Below are 19,761 nucleotides of genomic sequence, written 5' to 3' on the forward strand. Positions count from 1 at the left end.
GTTCGATTGTTGGGAATATCTCTGAGTAATTTAAACACAGAAGAGAAAAAGACGGTCGTCGTTCAATTGAAATTTGCTTTTTAATAAATAAACCACGCAGGAAAGCGTGGTTTATTTATTAAAAAGTTTGGTTTATTTTCTACTTGAAATCTTGGAAAGCAATCTTAAAAATTCTATGTATAACCAAACCAAGGTTATCATTAAACCCATAGCACCGAACCATTCCATATATTTAGGCATTTTTTGTTCCACTCCTTTTTCGATTCGATCAAAATCCAAGAAAAGATTCAATGCTGCAATTACAATCACAAAAACGCTGATACCGATGCTCATCATCGAATTACCGTAATGAACAGGGACAAAACTGGTAAACATTGAAAACAGCCAAGAAATTAAGTAGTAGGTAGCAATGGCAAGTGTTGCCGCAACAACAACCGATTTGAATTGCTCCGTTACTTTTACAATTTTAAATTTATACAACCCTAAACAGACTGCAAATGTTACAAATGTGGCACCAACTGCCTGAATCACAATTCCCGGGTACTTGGTTTCGAAAATTGCCGAAACTCCTCCAATGAACAAACCTTCAAATAAGGCATAGCCCGGAGCTAAAATAGGCGAATATTGTGGTTTGAAAGCTGCAATTACAACCAAAATTAATCCTACAATTGCGCCACCAATTGCCGGAACAATAGGGTTCATTCCATTAAAAGTCATCCACCAAATAACAATGGCAGATGCTGAAAGCAATAAAAACAAGATTAAAGTCTTGTTGATTGTACCTGACAAAGTCATGTCTTGGTTATAATCAATAAGAGTCGCGTGATGCACTTCATTATTTTTTGAAGCGGTTGTCGCTGTAAAAGACTTATTGTTTAAAAAAGGATTGCTAGATTTGAAATTCATCATAATTAAATTTTTTTTCAAATTTAAATTTTATTCTTCAGAAGAATGTTTAAATAATCATAATTTTTTGGGTTAAAAAAAATCCGCCTTATTTTATTTAAAAACAGGCGGATTTTGTTATGACATATTTTTAACTATTCTATTTCAGAAACTCTCAAAGTGTTTACCATTCCCTTATTTATAATTGGCATTGCTGCTAAATTGATTAGAAAATCTCCTTTTTCGACAAATCCCTTTTCTTTTGCGATTTCATTAATATCGTTAATAGTTTCATCAGTACTTACGGATTTTTCATAAAGATAAGATTTAACGCCCCATAATAAATTAAGTTGTGTTAGAATTATTTTATTAGAAGTAAAAACTAAGATGTGCGCTTTTGGCCTCCAAGCCGATATTTGAAAAGCGGTATAACCACTGTTTGTCAAGGTACAAATAGCTTTTGCTTTTATAGCATTGGACATATGAACTGCATGGTGGCATATTGTTTTTGTAATGAAACGGTTTGTTCGTATTTGTGGCGTGTTTTGAGGCACATGAATTAGCGGAGAATCTTCAACAGCTTCGATGATTTGTGTCATTTTCTGAATTACCTGAACCGGATAATTACCGGTAGCTGTTTCTCCAGAAAGCATTACTGCATCGGCACCATCCATTACTGAATTGGCTACATCATTAACCTCAGCACGAGTTGGGGTTAAACTTGTAATCATAGTTTCCATCATTTGAGTGGCCACAATAACGGGGATTCGTGCGGTTTTTGCTCTTCGGATTAATTCTTTTTGAACAAGAGGAACTTCGTGGGCAGGAAGTTCCACACCCAAATCACCACGTGCTACCATCAAACCATCGCAATAAGCAATAATCTTGTCAATATTTTCTAATGCTTCCGGCATTTCTATTTTGGCAATAATAGGAATTTTGTGAGGGGAATGTTTAGCAATTAATTCCTGTAAATCTTGTAAATCTCTTGGGGTTTTTACAAAAGAAAGTGCAATCCAATCTACTTTTTGACTAATTGCAAAAATAGTATCTGCAATATCTTTCTCCGTCATGGCGGGTAAGGATATTTTTGTGTTAGGAAGATTAACCCCTTTTTTAGACTTCAATTCACCTCCTTGAATTACTCGAGCTATAACTTCTGTTTTTTTATCGGTTTCAACGATTTCGAAGATCAGTTTTCCATCATCGAGTAGAATTCTTTCCCCAGGATTTACATCATTTGGGAAATTTTGGTACTTCATAAAAACTTTTTGGGCAGTACCAAGAATCTCTTCGGCAGTTGTAAAGGTGATCAAATCTCCGTCATTTACAATCACCCCTTCTTCCATAACCCCTACGCGAAGTTTCGGACCCTGTAAGTCTCCCAAAATAGCGGTGGTATATCCAAATTCTTTGTTGAGACCTCTTATAATATTGATTTTATCTTTAACATCTTCATAATCGGCATGCGAAAAATTCACCCTGAACACGTTTACTCCAGCATCAACCATGTCTTTTATTATTTCTCGGGTGCTACATGCAGGCCCAAGAGTGGCTACAATTTTAGTCTTTTTATTTGTAATCATTTGTATTAAAAAATTAAATTGTTTTTTGATTTTATTTTATTTGTTTCTACGATATACGCCGTCGATATACTGTCAATTGTATTTAAAAGGGACTGAATTTGAAAAACCGTCATTGGTTCTTCAAGATTTTCAATTTTAAAAAAATAATCAGCTTTCTTAAACTCAGGAAGTAAATAAACTTTTGTCGAAACCTCCATCTTTATGTTTGAAAACAAGGTTGGGATATTTTCTTTTTTTTGTTGAATGACTTCGTTCTTGTTTTGAATCAAGTTCCAGGAAACAGCTTTTTCCTTGTCGTAAAAATAAAATCTAGAAAATTTTGTTTCCCCCTCTTTTATGTTTATTTGAATTTCATTCTCACTTTTACCTAAATTTATTAAAAGTTTTTGATTGATGAAAAATGCTAATCGATAGTCTTCTAACGATGTATGAATGGCAATAAGATGATAATCTATTTCGTCAAATTCGCCAAGATCCAGTTTATGAATAGCCATTTCGTAAAAAATAAGGTGTAAATATACTATTTCTATCGAAGCATCAAACCTCATAAACTGATGTTTTCCTTATTTTATAAACGAAAACGTTGTAGTTTTTATGGTTTTGATATTATTTGATATCTATTTTTTTCTGAAATGCAAAATAAGCCCGTTGAGATGCTTTTTCTTCCGCTTTCTTTTTAGAAGTTGCTCTTGCTTTTGCGATTATCTTGTCTTCGATGCTTAGTTTTACTCCAAATAATCTTTGACCATCAATTGCATTGTCTTCAAAAATTTCAAAGTGAAATTGCTTCTTTTCTTTTTGGCACCATTCAATAATCAAACTTTTATAACTGATTACTTTTCCTTCCAATCGGGTAATATCCACATATGGTATAATAACTCTTTTCTGGGTAAATCTTTCGCAGTATTCATAACCTCTATCAAGATAGATTGCCCCGACCAATGATTCGAATATATTACCATGAATATTTTCTCCAAAATGCTGAACGGGGACTTTGCTTTCTATAAATCGAACCAAATTTAAATCCTTTCCCAGTTCGTTTAAATGTTCCCTACTCACAATCTTTGAACGCATTTTTGTTAGATATCCTTCATCACCTGCTGGAGCTTTGCTAAATAAATAGGCGGCAATTACCGAACTTAACATTGCGTCTCCAAGAAACTCCAAGCGCTCATAATTAATAGCGTTCCCCATTATGTCTTGTTTATTAGAAGAACGATGCGTAAACGCTTTCTTATAATACTCAAGGGTAACGGGGTTGAAACCTAGGATTTCCCTGATAGAATCAAAAAAAATCCCGTCTTCAAGAGAACGGGATTTCGACAATATTTTTCTAATTATGTTCATTTATAATTAGTAATCTAGTTTTTTTACTAATACACAAGCATTGTGTCCTCCAAACCCAAAAGTATTACTCATCAAGACATTTACCTCTCTTTTTTGAGCTACATTAAAAGTAAAGTTTAATTTAGGATCAATATTATCATCATCAGTAAAATGATTTATGGTTGGGGGGATTATCCCGTGTTTTATCGAAAGAATACAAGAAATAGTTTCTATTGCTCCAGCTGCACCTAGTAAATGGCCCGTCATTGATTTTGTAGAATTCAAATTCATTGAATAGGCGTGATCCCCAAAAACATGCAAGATAGCTTTTGATTCAGCCATGTCGCCAAGAGGTGTTGAGGTTCCGTGCATATTCACACCGTCAACATCTGTGGGTTTTAAACCCGCATCTCTTAGGCAGTTTAGCATCACGTTTTTAGCGCCTAATCCTTCAGGATGTGGGGCCGTAATGTGATATGCATCTGCTGACATTCCTCCCCCTCCAATTTCGCAATATATTTTTGCTCCACGAGCTTTGGCATGTTCGTATTCTTCAAGAATTAAAGCGCCCGCACCCTCGCCAAGAACAAAACCATCTCGGTCTTTATCCATTGGTCTAGAAGCTGTTTTGGGATCATCATTTCTTGTCGAAAGAGCGTGCATAGCGTTGAATCCTCCCATTCCGGCAATGGTCACCGTAGCTTCTGATCCACCTGTTACCATTGCATCTGCATGACCTAACCGTATATAATTGAAAGCATCAATCATGGCATTTGTAGAAGAGGCACAAGCAGAAACGGTTGTAAAATTAGGACCTCTAAAACCATATTTTATTGAAATATTACCTCCAGCAATGTCGGCAATCATTTTTGGTATAAAAAAAGGATTAAATCTTGGAGTTCCATCTCCTTTTGAGAATTCTAAAACTTCATTCTGAAAAGTTTCCAATCCGCCAATTCCAGAACCCCAAATTACCCCAACTCTATCTTTGTCTAATTTTTCAAAATCAAAGTTAGCATCCATAACCGCTTCTTGTGCAGAGACCATTGCGTATTGTGCAAAACGGTCCATTTTTCGTGCTTCTTTGCGGTCAATGAAATCTTCGACATTGAAGTTTTTCACTTCGCAAGCAAACCGAGTCTTATGCTTTGAGGCATCATAATAAGTGATTGGCGCAGCGCCACTAACTCCGTTAACAAGACTATTCCAATACTCTTGAATGTTATTTCCAATGGGTGTAAGAGCGCCTAAACCTGTAACTACAACTCGTCTTAATATCATAATTTATTGTGTTTTAGGATCTTTAAACAAATAAAACCCATGCTTTCTTGTTATATTTATATCACAAAAGAGCCATGGGTATTATAATATAATATATATCATTTTGATTGAAATTCAATCTGGAATTTAATTTTAAAAAATAATAACACCCGGTTACAATGTTGTAAACGGGTGTCTTTTTTATTATTTTTTAGCTTCTTCGATGTAAGAAATCGCTTGACCTACAGTAGCAATGTTTTCTGCTTGATCGTCTGGAATTTGGATATCAAATTCTTTTTCGAATTCCATAATAAGCTCCACGGTGTCTAATGAATCAGCTCCTAAATCATTAGTGAAGCTAGCTTCTGTTACAACTTCGTTTTCGTCAACACCTAATTTGTCTACGATAATCGCCTTTACTCTTGATGCAATGTCTGACATAATCTTTAATTTTAAAATTTAATTTGTTGGCAAAAATAAAAAACTTTATTTTAAAACAGCTATTTAGTTAAAAAATGTGAGCACTAATTTATAAAATAAATTTCACAAAGACAGTATAATGTTATTTATTATGATTTTTTATTCTTTTTTTTGCATAATTAAAATCAACATTTGTTATGAATAAAATTGTAATTTTTGCTTCTGGTTCGGGGACTAATGCCGAAAACATTATAAAATATTTTGACAACAAAGACTGTGGAACCATCGTTTCTGTTTTCACCAATAATCCAAATGCCAAAGTAATTGAAAGAGCCAAAAACTTACATGTCCCCGCCGAAATTTTTTCAAAAGAAGAATTAAAAGAAGGTATAGTACTACAAATTTTAGATGTTATTAAACCGGATTGGATAATTCTTGCCGGGTTTCTATTAAAATTGCCCGAAAATATTACAAAACAGTATCCTAATAAAATATTAAATATACACCCAGCCTTGTTGCCTAAATATGGCGGCAAAGGAATGTACGGAATGAATGTGCATAAAACCGTTGTCGAGAATAAAGAAAAAGAAACTGGAATCACCATTCATTTTGTCAATGAAAATTACGACGAAGGAAACATTATTTATCAAAAAACTGTGGCTTTATCAGGGACCGAAACCCCCGAAATTGTTGCCGAAAAAATACACGAACTCGAACAACGGTATTTCCCAAAAGTAATTGAAAAACTCATAACCAAAACCATTTAATTTTGGAACACGACGTACATATTTATACGGATGGCGCAGCCAAAGGAAACCCCGGTCGTGGTGGTTATGGCGTTGTTATGGAGCTGGTGGGAACTTCACATAAAAAGGAATTCTACGAAGGTTTTCGTCATACTACAAACAATAGAATGGAATTACTGGCCGTAATAGTTGGTCTCGAAAAGCTTAAAAACCCAAACATGAAAGTTTTGGTAGTTTCGGATTCTAAATATGTCGTGGATTCCGTTTTGAAAAAATGGGTTTTTGGTTGGGAAAAAAAAGGTTTTACAGGAAAGAAGAATCCAGATTTATGGAAACGATTTCTGTTAGTTTACAGGAGCCACAAAGTTGATTTCAAATGGATAAAAGGACACAACAACCATTCTCAAAACGAACGTTGCGATGAACTTGCCGTAATGGCTTCGATGCAAAAGGAACTTTCTGTAGATGTTTTTTATGAAAAGGAGGACGAGAAACTTTTATAGCAACTTCTAATCCCATACATTTTCAAACATCAAACTTATAAACTATCTTTGCGCCTTAATTCGAATCACATATAATGAATAAATTATTGATTGTTGGAACCGTTGCTTTCGACGCTATTGAAACGCCTTTTGGCAAAACAAACAAAATTTTGGGTGGTGCTGCAACTTATATAGGGCTTTCGGCATCTAATTTCAATCTTCAATCGGCAATTGTTTCAGTTGTTGGCGATGATTTTCCTCAAGAACATTTGGATTTGTTGACTTCAAAAAACATAGATATTTCGGGCCTTGAAGTAGTCAAAGGTGGGAAAACTTTTTTCTGGAGTGGCCTTTATCATAATGATTTGAACTCTAGAGACACGCTTATAACAGAGTTAAATGTATTGGCCGATTTTCAGCCAAAAGTCCCTGAAAACTTCAAAACTGCCGATGTCGTAATGCTAGGAAACCTGCATCCATTAGTACAAGCCAGTGTTTTAGATCAAATGGATGTTAAACCAAAACTTGTGGTTCTTGATACAATGAATTTCTGGATGGATTGTGCATTACCCGAACTGTTGGCTGTAATCAAACGCATCGATGTAATCACCATCAACGATGAAGAAGCAAGACAACTTTCGGGAGAATATTCGTTAGTAAAAGCAGCCGTGAAAATTCATGCAATGGGACCCAAATTCGTTGTCATCAAAAAAGGAGAACACGGCGCTTTATTGTTTCACGATCGTCAAATTTTCTTCGCACCGGCTTTGCCGTTAGAGGAAGTTTTTGACCCAACTGGAGCTGGAGACACATTTGCCGGAGGATTCGCTGGTTATATTACTCAAAGCGAAAACATATCATTCGAAAACATGAAAAATGCCATTATATACGGATCTAATTTAGCTTCTTTTTGTGTGGAGAAATTTGGAACAGAGAGAATGGTTAACCTCAACAAAGAAGAGGTTGTCAGCAGATTACAACAATTCAAATCGCTAACACAATTTGACATAGAAATATAATGAAGTGTGCCTCGAAATTTCGGGGCATTTTTTATATATAAAGCATAAATATTTAAAACCATTAAGGTATCTAGTTCACTAAGCTAGGGTCATTAATCTTTAATTTTTAAAAAGACGATTTTAATTATCTAAGAATACAACTAACTGCAACAACAACACAATGAGCGACGCAATTAAACACGAATGCGGCATTGCCCTTTTAAGATTAAAAAAACCGTTAGAATTCTACAAAGAAAAATACGGATCGGCTTTCTACGGGATACAAAAAATGTATCTCCTAATGGAAAAGCAACACAACCGTGGCCAAGATGGAGCGGGTTTTGCAAGTATCAAGCTCGATGTGGAACCCGGAGAACGATACATAAGTAGGGTGCGTTCGAATGATGCGCAACCTATTCAGGATGTATTTGCCCAAATTAACGACAGGATAAACGAGGAATTGACATCGCATCCAGAATACTTAGACGATGTGGTCTTGCAAAAAAAGAAAATCCCCTATTTAGGAGAATTGTTCTTAGGACACGTTCGTTATGGGACTTTTGGAAAGAACAGCATCGAAAGCGTACATCCTTTTTTGCGTCAAAATAACTGGATGCACAGAAATTTGATTTTGGCCGGGAATTTCAATATGACCAATGTAAAAGAACTTTTTCAAAATCTTGTTGATTTAGGACAACACCCAAAAGAAATGACAGATACGGTTACCGTAATGGAAAAAATTGGTCATTTTTTAGATAAAGCGGTAATTGATTTGTATCAAGATTGCAAAAATGAAGGATTGACAAAACAAGAAGCTTCTCCGGTAATTGCAGAAAGATTAGATATTGCTAAGATTTTGACCAATGCTTCGAAAAATTTAGATGGAGGTTATGCAATGGCGGGTCTTCTAGGTCACGGAGATGCCTTTGTTTTTAGAGATCCTGCCGGAATTCGTCCAGCCTATTTTTACGAGGATGACGAAATCGTAGTGGTGGCTTCAGAACGACCAGTTATTCAGACGGTTTTCAACGTAGACTTCGAAAAAGTAAAAGAACTACAACCCGGAACCGCTTTAATCATTAAGAAAAACGGAATGGTTACTCAAGAAGAAATTCTTCCGCCTACTATTAAAAAAGCATGTTCTTTCGAAAGAATTTATTTTTCTCGGGGAAGTGATGCCGAAATTTACCAAGAAAGGAAAAATTTGGGAAAACTAATTCTGCCAGCAGTTTTAGAAGCTATTGACAATGACACGGACAATTCCGTTTTCTCCTATATTCCAAATACAGCCGAAACTTCTTTTTACGGAATGATAGAGGCGGCACAGGATTTCTTGAATCAAAGAAAAAACAAATACATTCTCAATAACAGAAAAACGTTAACCAAAGAAAAACTCGAGGAAATTCTTTCGGTAAAAATAAGAACCGAAAAAGTCGCTATTAAAGACGCAAAATTGCGAACTTTTATTACTGAAGACAGTAGCAGAGACGACTTGGTAGCCCATGTTTATGACGTGACTTATGGCGTAATAAAACCAACAGATAATTTGGTAATCATCGACGACAGTATCGTGCGAGGAACAACACTCAAAATGAGCATCATCAAAATGATGGATCGCTTGAAACCAAAAAGCATCGTAGTTGTGTCATCGGCACCACAAATTCGTTATCCAGATTGTTATGGAATCGATATGGCAAAAATGGAAGGATTGGTTGCCTTTCGTGCTGCGTTAGAACTATTAAAAGAAAGAAACTTATACCATATTGTCGATGAAGTTTATGCCAAATGCAAAGAGCAGGAAAATTTCAATGATAATGAAGTAGTTAATTTTGTGACTGAGATTTATGCGCCGTTCCATCCACAGGAAGTTTCAGACAAGATAGCACAGCTTTTGTGTTCCCCAGAAATCAATGCCGAAGTAAAAATTATTTTTCAAACCGTTGAGAACTTACATATCGCTTGTCCGAAGAATTTAGGCGATTGGTATTTCACTGGTGATTACCCAACTCCGGGAGGTAACCGAGTTGTAAATAAGGCTTTTATGAATTTTTACGAGGGTAAAAACACACGAGCATATTAAAACCCTCTTGTTTTTGAGTATTTTATCGGATATTATTGTATTTCATCTAATTTATTTGTTGAAAACATATTGTAATTATATCTTTGATTTACCATAATATTAGTAGGTTAAGTTTATGGTAGATTTGGGGCAAAAAGGGTGAAAGTAATTTCACCTTTTTTATTGGAATAAAGTCAAAATACAAAGGGATAATATAAGGACAAGTATACAAGAATAAATTTTTTGGAAACAGCATAAAAGAGGCAAGAGAAAAGATTTTAAATCTTTTCTCTTGCCTCTTTTATCTTCTGCTAAATCGCCACCGGGTGTTAGGAGGCTTATTTCTCTAAATCATATCTTCTAGAAACTTCAACCCAGTTAATTACATTAAAAAAAGCGTCAATATAATCAGGTCTTCTGTTTTGATAATTCAAGTAATAAGCGTGTTCCCAAACATCCATTCCAAGGATTGGATTTCCGCCGCAACCTACGCCAGGCATTAAGGTATTGTCTTGATTTGGCGTTCCGCAAACTTCTAGTTTTCCGTCTTTTACACAAAGCCAAGCCCATCCTGAACCAAATTGTGTCGCCCCAGCTTTTGCAAAAGCAGTTTTAAAAACTTCAAAAGAACCAAAAGCGCTATCAATTGCAGCAGCTAATTCTCCTGTTGGCAATCCGCCACCGTCTGGCGACATTACTGTCCAAAACAAACTATGATTAAAATGGCCACCGCCGTTGTTACGAACAGCCATATTTTTCATATCAAGATTTGTCAAAATAGCCTCGATGCTTTTTCCTTCTAAATCCGTTCCCGCAACAGCAGCGTTTACGTTGGTAATATAAGCATTATGATGTTTAGAGTGATGGATTTCCATCGTGCGCGCATCAATATGTGGTTCCAATGCGTTATACGCATAAGGTAATTGTGGTAATTCAAAAGCCATAATATTGTTGTTTAAATGATTTATAAATATTTTATTCAAAAATAAACAATTAACTTTGGAAAAGGAAATTCTATTTAGTTATAGTTTTATTAAATAAATTTGTAGTGTGATTGTAATTGCAAGGAACCTGCCGATTTGGAGCTATTTCCCGCTTTCCGTTGCAATCTTTTCCCACGCAAAAAAGCGTAGAAAAAGGATTTTCACTACAATCGGGGCTGGGACTTCGGAAATAAATCAGACACTATGCAAAGACCATCATTCTCCATATACGACGCATCGGCAGGTTCCGGAAAAACGTATGCGCTCGTCAAAGAATACCTAAAAATCATTCTTGTTGCTAAGAAAAATGATGCCTACCGCAACATTCTCGCCATCACATTTACCAACAAAGCGGTGCACGAAATGAAAAGCCGAATTGTAGGCAGTCTATCCGAGTTTGCCAAAGAAGAGCCTAGTGAAAAAGCACAGGATTTAATGCAACATTTGGCGATAGAAACCGAGCTTTCCTTAGTCCAAATTAAAACCAAATCACAGCAAATCATCAAGCATATTATTCACAATTATGCTGCTTTTGATATTTCTACAATCGATAAATTTACCCACAAAGTCATTCGCGCTTTTGCCCACGATTTAGGCTTGCCAATGACTTTTGAAGTAACTTTAGACACAGAGAGTTTGCTCATAGAAGCCGTTGACGCCATTATAGCACAAGCTGGCGAAGATGCTATTTTAACGAATTTGCTCATCGATTTCACGATGCAAAAAACCGACGATGATAAATCTTGGGATATTTCTCGCGAGATTCTCGAAACCGGTCGTTTGGTTCTCAACGAAAATAATCGAAATGAAATCACCCATTTTCAAGATAAAACCATCACTGAATTTGTCGAAATAAAAAACAAACTTAAAGAAGCTTGTAAAGTTTTAGAAAATGAAAATGCAGCATTCGCCGAAAGTGCTTTACTGCTAATTGATAAAAACGGAATAGAAACTAAATCTTTTTCGGGTTCTTATTTTCCAAAACATTTGCAAAGCATTCTGGAAGGAAAATTCAACCCTAAAAACAAAACCTATCACGAATTTGACGATATAAAAATCAATAAAACTGCGAAAGACAGAAACGAAATCGAAGCAATAATCCCCGAGATGTTAGCGCTTTTGGAGGGGATTTATAAAAAATTTGAAAAGCGAGATTTTTACAATGCCTTTTTGAAAAACATTACACCACTTTCTCTTTTGAATACCGTTAGCAACGAATTGGCAAAAATTCAAGGCGAACAAAATGTGCTATCCATCACCGAATTTAACAGCATTATTCATCGGGAAATTCAAAACCAACCAGCGCCTTTTATTTATGAAAGAATAGGGGAGCGGTACCGTCATTTTTTTATAGATGAATTTCAGGACACTTCCGAAATGCAATGGCAAAACCTAATTCCACTTATTGGAAACGCTTTGGATGGAGAAGAAAACGGAGAAAAAGGGACCTTGATGATCGTAGGCGATCCAAAGCAGTCCATTTACCGTTGGCGCGGAGGCAAAGCAGAACAGTTTATTGCGTTAAGCAAAGACCAAAATGCTTTTAAGAATCATAAAAATGAGTTATTTCATTTAGATAAAAATTACCGCAGCTATTCGCAAATAATCGAATTCAATAACGATTTTTTTGAATTGTTGTCTAATGAATTCGAACACGAAGATTATAAAGATTTATACCAAAATCACAGTCGTCAAAAAAGAAACGACAAAACGGGCGGTTATGTGAATGTATCTTTCATTCCAAAAATTGAAGAAATCGAAGAAGACGAAGAGACTTTAGACAAAACAAAATTATATGTTTTGGCAACTTTAAATACCATTCAAAAAGTAGTAAATCAAGGCTTTGAATACAAGGATATTGTTATTTTGACTCGAAAACGAAGCCACGGAATTGCGGTTGCTAATTATTTGACGGAGCAAGGGATTTCAATTTTGTCATCGGAAACCTTGATGATTAAAAATGCCACCGAAGTGCGATTCATTATTCATTTATTGAAATACTTAAAAAATAATTCTGATAAGGAATCAAAAGCCTATTTCTTGCACTATGTTGCAGAAAATCTTCAGGGCAAATTGCCTATTCACGATTTCATTGCGCAAGGAATGACTCATGCAAATGAAGTGGATTTCGAAGTTTGGCTACAAGAGATTGGAGTCAATCTTTCTTTTCAAAATATCAGAAAGAAATCTTTGTATGAAGCAGTAGAACTTATTGTTTCTAATTTTCTTAATCTGAATAAAAGTAATGCTTACGTTCAATATTTTATGGATATTATTCTTGAAAGAGACATTCGAAACCAGGCGGGAATATCAGACTTTCTGAATTATTGGGACAAAAATTCGGAAAAATTCAGCATTCCATCTCCCGAAGGAAACAATGCCGTTCGGATTATGACTATTCATAAATCGAAAGGATTAGAATTTCCAGTTGTAATTATGCCTTTTGCCGAAGAAGATTATAGCCGCAGTCCCAAAGATAAATTGTGGATTAACGCCGAAGTAGAAGATTTTGGGATACCAAAAGTTTTAATAGACAACAGCAAAGCGGTCGAAGGCTTTGGAGAGGATGCGAAATCAGTTTATGACCAGAAATCTCAAGAAGAATTATTAGACAATATTAATGTTTTGTATGTGGCTTTGACGCGTGCGGAAGAACAATTACATGTAATTTCAAGCATGAACATAGACGCTAAGGGAGTTGCAAAAAAGAACAATATGTCCACTTTTTTTGTCAATTATTTGGCAAATAAAGGTCAATTCGACGAAAATAAATTCGAATACGAATTTGGATCCCCCCCTAAATTATCCCCCGAGAAAAAGCATATAGACACTTCTAAAACCATCCCATTCGTTTCAGAAATTTTGAACGCCAAAAACATTAAAATTGCACAAAGGGAAGCTTTAATGTGGGGAACCCATCAGCAAGAAGCTATAGAATATGGCAATGTAGTTCACGGAATTTTGTCTTTTGTAAAAACAAAATCCGATGTTGATTTAGCCATTACGAAAGCTATCGAAGATGGATTAATTACGATTAGCCAAAAACAGTTGGTTTATAAAACCATTCAGGAAATCATCAGCCACAAAGAGCTTTCAACTTATTTTGCTGAAGGAAACGAAATTTTAAACGAACAAACCATCATTCAAAAAGAAGGCAAAACCATAAAACCAGACCGAATGGTTTTTACAAAAAACAAGGAGATTTGTCTATTAGATTATAAAACGGGGACACATAATTCTAAATACCAACTACAGTTAGAGAATTATCAAAATGCGATTGAATTAATGGGTTATAAGGTTGTTAAAAAATCGCTTATATATATAGGAGAAACAATTGATGTAGTAAATTTGTAAAAAATAATGAAGTATTGCGCCTTAGTGGTAAAAACCTTAAACAAAAAATATGTACGGAAAAATAAAAGAACACCTGCAAGAAGAACTTCAGTCAATTGAAGACAACGGAATATTTAAAAAAGAAAGAATCATTACTTCGCCACAGGGAGCAGAAATAACTGTAAATGGAGAAACGGTTTTGAATTTTTGTGCCAATAACTATCTAGGACTTTCATCACATCCCGAAGTGATTCAGGCTGCAAAAGACGCTTTGGATTCTCACGGTTTCGGAATGTCGTCTGTTCGTTTTATTTGCGGAACGCAGGATATTCACAAAATATTGGAAAAAAAGATTTCTGAATTTTATGGAACAGAAGACACCATCTTATACGCTGCTGCATTTGACGCAAATGGCGGGGTTTTCGAACCTTTATTAGGAGATCAAGATTGTATAATTTCAGATAGTTTGAATCATGCGTCCATTATTGACGGAGTTCGTTTGTGTAAAGCGGCACGATATCGCTATGAAAATAGCAATATGGAAGATTTGGAAAAACAATTAATAAAAGCGACAGAAGCAGGAACTCGTTTCAAACTGATTGTTACAGATGGCGTTTTTTCTATGGATGGAGTTGTAGCTCCATTAGATGAAATTTGTGATTTGGCCGATAAATATGCTGCCATGGTTATGGTTGACGAATGTCACGCCGCAGGATTTATTGGTGCAACAGGCAAAGGAACGCTTGAGGCAAAAGGGGTAATGGGGCGCGTTGACATAATCACGGGAACATTAGGAAAAGCTTTGGGCGGAGCGATGGGCGGTTATACAACAGCTAAAAAAGAAATTATCGAAATATTAAGACAGCGTTCTCGCCCTTATTTGTTTTCAAATTCTTTGGCACCAGCAATTGTGGGTGCTTCAATTAAGGTTTTTGAGTTGTTAGAAAAAGACACAATACTCCGAGACAAACTAGAATGGAACACCAATTATTTCAAAACAGGCATGAAAAAAGCAGGTTTCGACATCATTGATGGGAATTCAGCCATTGTTCCCGTGATGCTTTATGACGCAAAATTAGCGCAAACTATGGCTAACGAATTGCTTAAAAAAGGAATTTATGTAATAGGATTCTTCTTTCCAGTTGTTCCAAAGGACAAAGCACGAATTAGAGTCCAGCTTTCCGCAGCCCACTCAAAAGCAAATTTAGATAGTGCGATAAGGGCCTTTATCGAGGTTGGGGTTGCATTAAAAATAATTTAGCGAAAAAATACACGTAAAATTTTTATAGAATAATGTTTTGTAGTTAAAAAATTACACATTACTTTTGTAGCACTAAAAATACTAACATAACAAAATCAAGCATGAAACATTTAAACAAAATTTTATTTGCTATAATAATGGTATTGAGCATAAGCTCATTTGCACAAGACGGCAATAACCCATGGGCACTCTCTTTTGGGGTAAACGCAGTTGACACAAAAACAGGAGCTGGAGGAGGAAAAAACGATCTAGATGCAACTTTTTCTCAGGTATTTTCTGTCTCAGACAATTGGAACATCCTTCCTTCGGTGTCATATCTTAGTTTGTCTAAATACATAGGCGATAATTTTTCTTTTGGAGTTCAAGGTTCCATAAACAAAATTAGTAAATTTGTTAGTTTTACTGGTAACGCTAATATAGCAGGTACAGATACTAGAGGATATAGAGTTACAAACCCAAGGGATTTAATGTATTATGGAGTTGATGCGAGTGTTAAATATAGCCTTATGAGTGCAATCAAATCTAAAGTGATTGATCCTTCCTTACATCTTGGTGGAGGTTATACTTTCCTTGGGGATAATAGTTTTGGAACAATAAATCCAGGTCTTGGGTTAACTTTTTGGTTTTCTGAAAATGTTGGTTTCTCATTAGAATCTTCTTACAAGCATTCATTTGGGGATAGAAATGTATCAGGTTCAATTGATACACCAATTGCGCCTACTCATTTTCAACATACAGCAGGTCTTACTTTTAAATTTGGTGGAAAAGATACTGACGGAGATGGAATTTATGACAAATATGATGCTTGTCCAGAAGTTGCCGGATTAAAACAATTCAACGGTTGTCCTGATACTGACGGCGATGGTATTATCGACGGAAGTGATGATTGTCCAGATGTATTTGGTTTAGCTTCTTTAAACGGTTGTCCTGATACTGATGGAGACGGAATAGCTGACAAAGATGATGCTTGTCCAGAAGTTGCGGGTTTAGCTGCTTTGAAAGGATGTCCTGATACTGACGGAGATGGTGTTACAGACGCATCTGATAAATGTCCTAAAGTTAAAGGACCTAAAGACAATGCAGGTTGTCCTTGGCCAGATACTGATGGAGATTCAGTTTTAGATAAAGATGATAAATGTCCAAATGAAAAAGGGACTGTAGCTAACAATGGTTGTCCAGAAGTAACTATTGAGGCAATGAATACAATTAAGTTAGAGGCTAGATCTATTTATTTTAACTCTGGTAAATCAACTTTTAAAACAGCTGATGTTCCAGTAAGATTAGAGTCAATTGCTCAAATTTTGAAACAATATCCAGATTCTAAATTTAGTATTGAAGGGCATACAGATAGTGATGGTTCAGAAAAATCTAATCAAAAACTTTCTGAAGATAGAGCAAATGCTGTTAAAAATGCTATAATAGCAAATGGTGTTGATGCTAGTAAATTAACTGCTATTGGTTATGGAGAATCTAATCCAATTGACACAAACACTACTAAAGCGGGTAAAGCTTTAAACAGAAGGACAGAAGTGAAATTAGCAGAATAATTTCTTACTAAAATATTTTTAGAAAACGCCTCGATTTATCGGGGCGTTTTTTTTATATTTATAAAATGACAAATACTTCTTTTTTAAATAAAATTGCGCAGATTTTAATCCAAAATTATTCAGGAAAACTATCCAAAACAACTGTGGTTTTGCCAAACAAGCGTGCCAAAATATTTCTTATAGAAGCATTGAAAAATCAGGTTGAAACAAATATTCTTTCTCCCGAAATTATTAGCATCGAAGATTTTATCCAAGACGTTGCCGGAATTCGCTCGGTTGATCCGATAGAATTGTTGTTCGAATTTTATGAAGTTTATTTGTCGATTACCAAAAAGGCAAACCAACAATCTTTCGAGCTTTTTGCCAATTGGGCCAAAACACTTTTACAAGATTTCAATGAAATTGACCGTTATTTATTAGATTCTAATCATGTTCTTTCCTATTTAAAAGACATTGAAGATATTAAGAAATGGGGAATTGAAGTCGAAAACAAAACACAATTACTAGAAAATTATATTGATTTTTGGAAATTATTACCTCATTATTACCAAACACTATATGCTCATTTGTTGAAAAACGGAATTGGGTATCAAGGCTTAATTTATCGGGAAGCGGTTAATAATTTGAATTCTTTTTCCAAGGTTGTAACCGATAAAAAATATGTTTTTGCGGGGTTTAATGCCTTAAATGCTGCCGAAGAAAAAATAGTGCAACATTTGATTGCTGCAGATCAAGCTAAAATATATTGGGATATTGACCAAACATTTTTAAACGATCCATATCACGATGCAGGATTGTTTGTAAGACGGTTTAAGGAAAGTTGGAAACATTACAAGTCAAATCCTTTTGAATGGATTGTAAATGATTTTTCAGAGCCAAAAACAATTCAGGTAATTGGCACGCCAAAAACTATTGGTCAAGCTAAAATCACAGGAGGTATTATTGAAAAAATAATTGAAAATAACCCAACTGCAAATCTTGACAAAGTAGCGGTTGTGATGGGAGACGAAAACATGCTTGTTCCACTTTTATATTCGCTTCCAGCATCGGTTGGCGCATTGAATATTACGATGGGATATTCCAGCAAGAACAATCCAGCACAGATTTTAATTGCAAAATTGTTTAAAATGCACACCAATGCTTTGTCGAGAAACGCCAAGAATTATGTGTTTTATTACAAAGATGTTTTGGATATTTTGACGCATCCATTGGTCGAACCATATGCAAAAACAAGTGCGTTGGTCAATGTCATCAATCAAAACAATTACACTTTTATTACGCATCATAAATTGATTGAACTGAATCCATATCCAAGTGATTTATTTCTTTTGTTATTCCAAAAATGGGAAATTGGTTCAGTGGCTGTTTTGGAAACCATTTCAAGTTTGTTGCTAATAATTAAAGCCAATTTGAACAACGACAACGAAGAAGAAAAAATCACAAAGGCTTTTGTTTATTCCATTTTCAAAGTAATTAACAAATTAATTAATTACTATTCGAAACACTCTCCCATTGATAAAATCGAGACACTTTATGCGATTTACAAACAAGTTATCGATTTAGCCGAAGTTTCTTTTGAAGGAGAACCTTTGAACGGTTTGCAAATTATGGGAGTTTTGGAAAGCCGCGTTTTGGATTTCGAAACCGTGATTATCACCTCGATGAATGAAGGGAAATTGCCGGCGGGAAAATCACAAAATTCATTTATTCCTTATGACGTAAAAAAAGAATTGGGCTTGCCCACCTTCAAAGAAAAAGACGCCATTTATACCTACCATTTCTACCATTTATTGCAGCGCGCCAAGAATATTTATTTGATTTATAATACGGAAAGTGAAGGCTTGGATGCAGGTGAAAAAAGTCGTTTCATCACTCAATTGGAAGTCGAAAAACAACCCAACCATACGTTGACTCACGAAATATACAATGCTGTTTTGCCCGAAACCGCTTATCAACCAATGGTAATTTCAAAATCGGAATTAGTGATGTTGCGATTGAAAGAAATTGCCGATAAAGGTTTTTCCCCATCGGCGTTGACGAGTTATATCCGGAATCCAATTCAGTTTTATTTCCAAAAGATTTTGCGCATCAGCGAAGTCGAAGAAGTCGAGGAAAATATCGCGCTAAATACTTTGGGTACCATCATTCACGAAACCCTGAAGGTTTTATATGAACCTTTTATTGGTAAATTTTTATCAGAAGCTGCTATTTTAGGTTGTTTTAAACTTTTGGATGATGAGGTTCTGAAACAATTCAAATTAGTTTACAAAGAAGGTGAAATCAAAAAAGGCAGAAATCTTCTGGCTTTTGAAGTCGCCAAACGGAATGTTTCCAATTTCCTGAAAGTAGAATTGGAAAGCATCAAAAACGGAGATGCGATAAAGATTCTGGCATTGGAACAGCGATTCGAACGGATTTTAGAACATCCCAGTTTACCGTTTCCTGTAAAAATTGGTGGTTCAGTTGATAGAATCGAGGAACATAACGGTAATATCAGAATTATTGATTACAAAACCGGGAAAGTCGAAAAGACAAACGTTACCTTAAAATCTTGGAATTGTTTGACTAACGACATAAAAAACGACAAAATCATTCAGGTTTTGGCCTATGCTTTTATGTTTGAAAAAGAAGCAAAAGGTAAGCCGGTCGAAGCTGGAATCATCTCTTTTAAAAATTTGAAATCGGGGTTTTTACCTTTTGCTTTCAAAGAAAATAAAGAAGAAACTGTAATAATTGATGAAGGAATTTTGGATTATTATTTGGAACAAATGGTTTTGTTGTTGAATGAAATTCTGGATGTGACTATTCCTTTTGAAGAAAAGGTTTAACCGCAATGTACATTAAGATTTCGCAAAGAATACAAAAAGAATTATAA

15 protein-coding genes are annotated in these 19,761 nt (G+C 35.2%); 8 read left to right on the forward strand and 7 right to left on the reverse strand.

The features are described 5' to 3' along the window. Positions 1-132: 132 nt before the first annotated feature. The 6 genes from AABM59_RS01970 to AABM59_RS01995 all read right to left on the reverse strand — a co-directional run bounded on the left by AABM59_RS01970 (position 133) and on the right by AABM59_RS01995 (position 5,498). Positions 133-906, reverse strand: a complete 774-nt coding sequence (locus AABM59_RS01970; protein WP_338407482.1) for a Bax inhibitor-1/YccA family protein — start codon at positions 904-906, stop codon at positions 133-135. A 134-nt stretch (positions 907-1,040) separates the two neighbouring features. Next, positions 1,041-2,471, reverse strand: a complete 1,431-nt coding sequence (pyk, locus tag AABM59_RS01975) for a pyruvate kinase (RefSeq protein WP_338407307.1) — start codon at positions 2,469-2,471, stop codon at positions 1,041-1,043. Positions 2,472-2,476: 5 nt separating this feature from the next. Further along, positions 2,477-3,019: an IPExxxVDY family protein gene (locus AABM59_RS01980; protein WP_338407308.1), complete on the reverse strand. Its 543-nt coding sequence runs from the start codon at positions 3,017-3,019 to the stop codon at positions 2,477-2,479. 58 nt (positions 3,020-3,077) lie between these two features. Further along, the gene (gene rnc, locus AABM59_RS01985) at positions 3,078-3,818 is read right to left on the reverse strand and encodes a ribonuclease III (RefSeq protein WP_338407309.1); all 741 of its coding nucleotides are present in this window, start codon (positions 3,816-3,818) and stop codon (positions 3,078-3,080) included. A gap of 6 nt (positions 3,819-3,824) precedes the next feature. Then, positions 3,825-5,078, reverse strand: a complete 1,254-nt coding sequence (gene fabF / locus AABM59_RS01990; protein ID WP_338407310.1) for a beta-ketoacyl-ACP synthase II — start codon at positions 5,076-5,078, stop codon at positions 3,825-3,827. A gap of 183 nt (positions 5,079-5,261) precedes the next feature. Beyond that, on the reverse strand, positions 5,262-5,498 hold the full coding sequence (locus AABM59_RS01995) for an acyl carrier protein (RefSeq protein ID WP_007137004.1): 237 nt from the start codon (positions 5,496-5,498) through the stop codon (positions 5,262-5,264). 176 nt (positions 5,499-5,674) lie between these two features. On the opposite strand from AABM59_RS01995, the gene AABM59_RS02000 reads away from it, so the two are divergent. From AABM59_RS02000 to AABM59_RS02015, 4 genes are all read left to right on the forward strand, one after another. Then, on the forward strand, positions 5,675-6,244 hold the full coding sequence (locus tag AABM59_RS02000) for a phosphoribosylglycinamide formyltransferase (protein ID WP_338407311.1): 570 nt from the start codon (positions 5,675-5,677) through the stop codon (positions 6,242-6,244). 2 nt (positions 6,245-6,246) lie between these two features. Continuing rightward, positions 6,247-6,726, forward strand: a complete 480-nt coding sequence (rnhA, locus tag AABM59_RS02005; protein ID WP_338407312.1) for a ribonuclease HI — start codon at positions 6,247-6,249, stop codon at positions 6,724-6,726. Positions 6,727-6,800: 74 nt separating this feature from the next. Continuing rightward, the gene (locus tag AABM59_RS02010; protein WP_338407313.1) at positions 6,801-7,724 is read left to right on the forward strand and encodes a PfkB family carbohydrate kinase; all 924 of its coding nucleotides are present in this window, start codon (positions 6,801-6,803) and stop codon (positions 7,722-7,724) included. A gap of 160 nt (positions 7,725-7,884) precedes the next feature. After that, positions 7,885-9,783 (forward strand): amidophosphoribosyltransferase, encoded by a 1,899-nt coding sequence (locus tag AABM59_RS02015; protein ID WP_338407314.1) that lies wholly within the window; start codon positions 7,885-7,887, stop codon positions 9,781-9,783. A gap of 317 nt (positions 9,784-10,100) precedes the next feature. Here AABM59_RS02015 and AABM59_RS02020 read toward each other — a convergent pair whose 3' ends face one another. Beyond that, on the reverse strand, positions 10,101-10,706 hold the full coding sequence (locus tag AABM59_RS02020; protein WP_338407315.1) for a superoxide dismutase: 606 nt from the start codon (positions 10,704-10,706) through the stop codon (positions 10,101-10,103). A 243-nt stretch (positions 10,707-10,949) separates the two neighbouring features. Between AABM59_RS02020 and AABM59_RS02025 the strand changes: the two genes are divergently transcribed. The 4 genes from AABM59_RS02025 to AABM59_RS02040 all read left to right on the forward strand — a co-directional run bounded on the left by AABM59_RS02025 (position 10,950) and on the right by AABM59_RS02040 (position 19,714). Then, positions 10,950-14,099 carry a UvrD-helicase domain-containing protein gene (locus tag AABM59_RS02025; protein WP_338407316.1) on the forward strand — a complete coding sequence of 1,050 codons (3,150 nt, stop codon included), beginning with the start codon at positions 10,950-10,952 and terminating at the stop codon, positions 14,097-14,099. A 49-nt stretch (positions 14,100-14,148) separates the two neighbouring features. Continuing rightward, positions 14,149-15,339, forward strand: a complete 1,191-nt coding sequence (gene kbl / locus AABM59_RS02030) for a glycine C-acetyltransferase (RefSeq protein WP_338407317.1) — start codon at positions 14,149-14,151, stop codon at positions 15,337-15,339. Between the two features lie 101 nt (positions 15,340-15,440). Then, complete coding sequence (locus tag AABM59_RS02035; RefSeq protein WP_338407318.1) at positions 15,441-16,886, forward strand: OmpA family protein; 1,446 nt, start codon at positions 15,441-15,443, stop codon at positions 16,884-16,886. 65 nt (positions 16,887-16,951) lie between these two features. Next, entirely contained in the window at positions 16,952-19,714 is a 2,763-nt protein-coding gene (locus AABM59_RS02040) for a PD-(D/E)XK nuclease family protein (RefSeq protein ID WP_338407319.1), read from the forward strand. Positions 19,715-19,761: the final 47 nt, after the last annotated feature.

It is taken from the genome of uncultured Flavobacterium sp. (assembly GCF_963925185.1).
In the GTDB taxonomy this organism is placed as follows: domain Bacteria; phylum Bacteroidota; class Bacteroidia; order Flavobacteriales; family Flavobacteriaceae; genus Flavobacterium.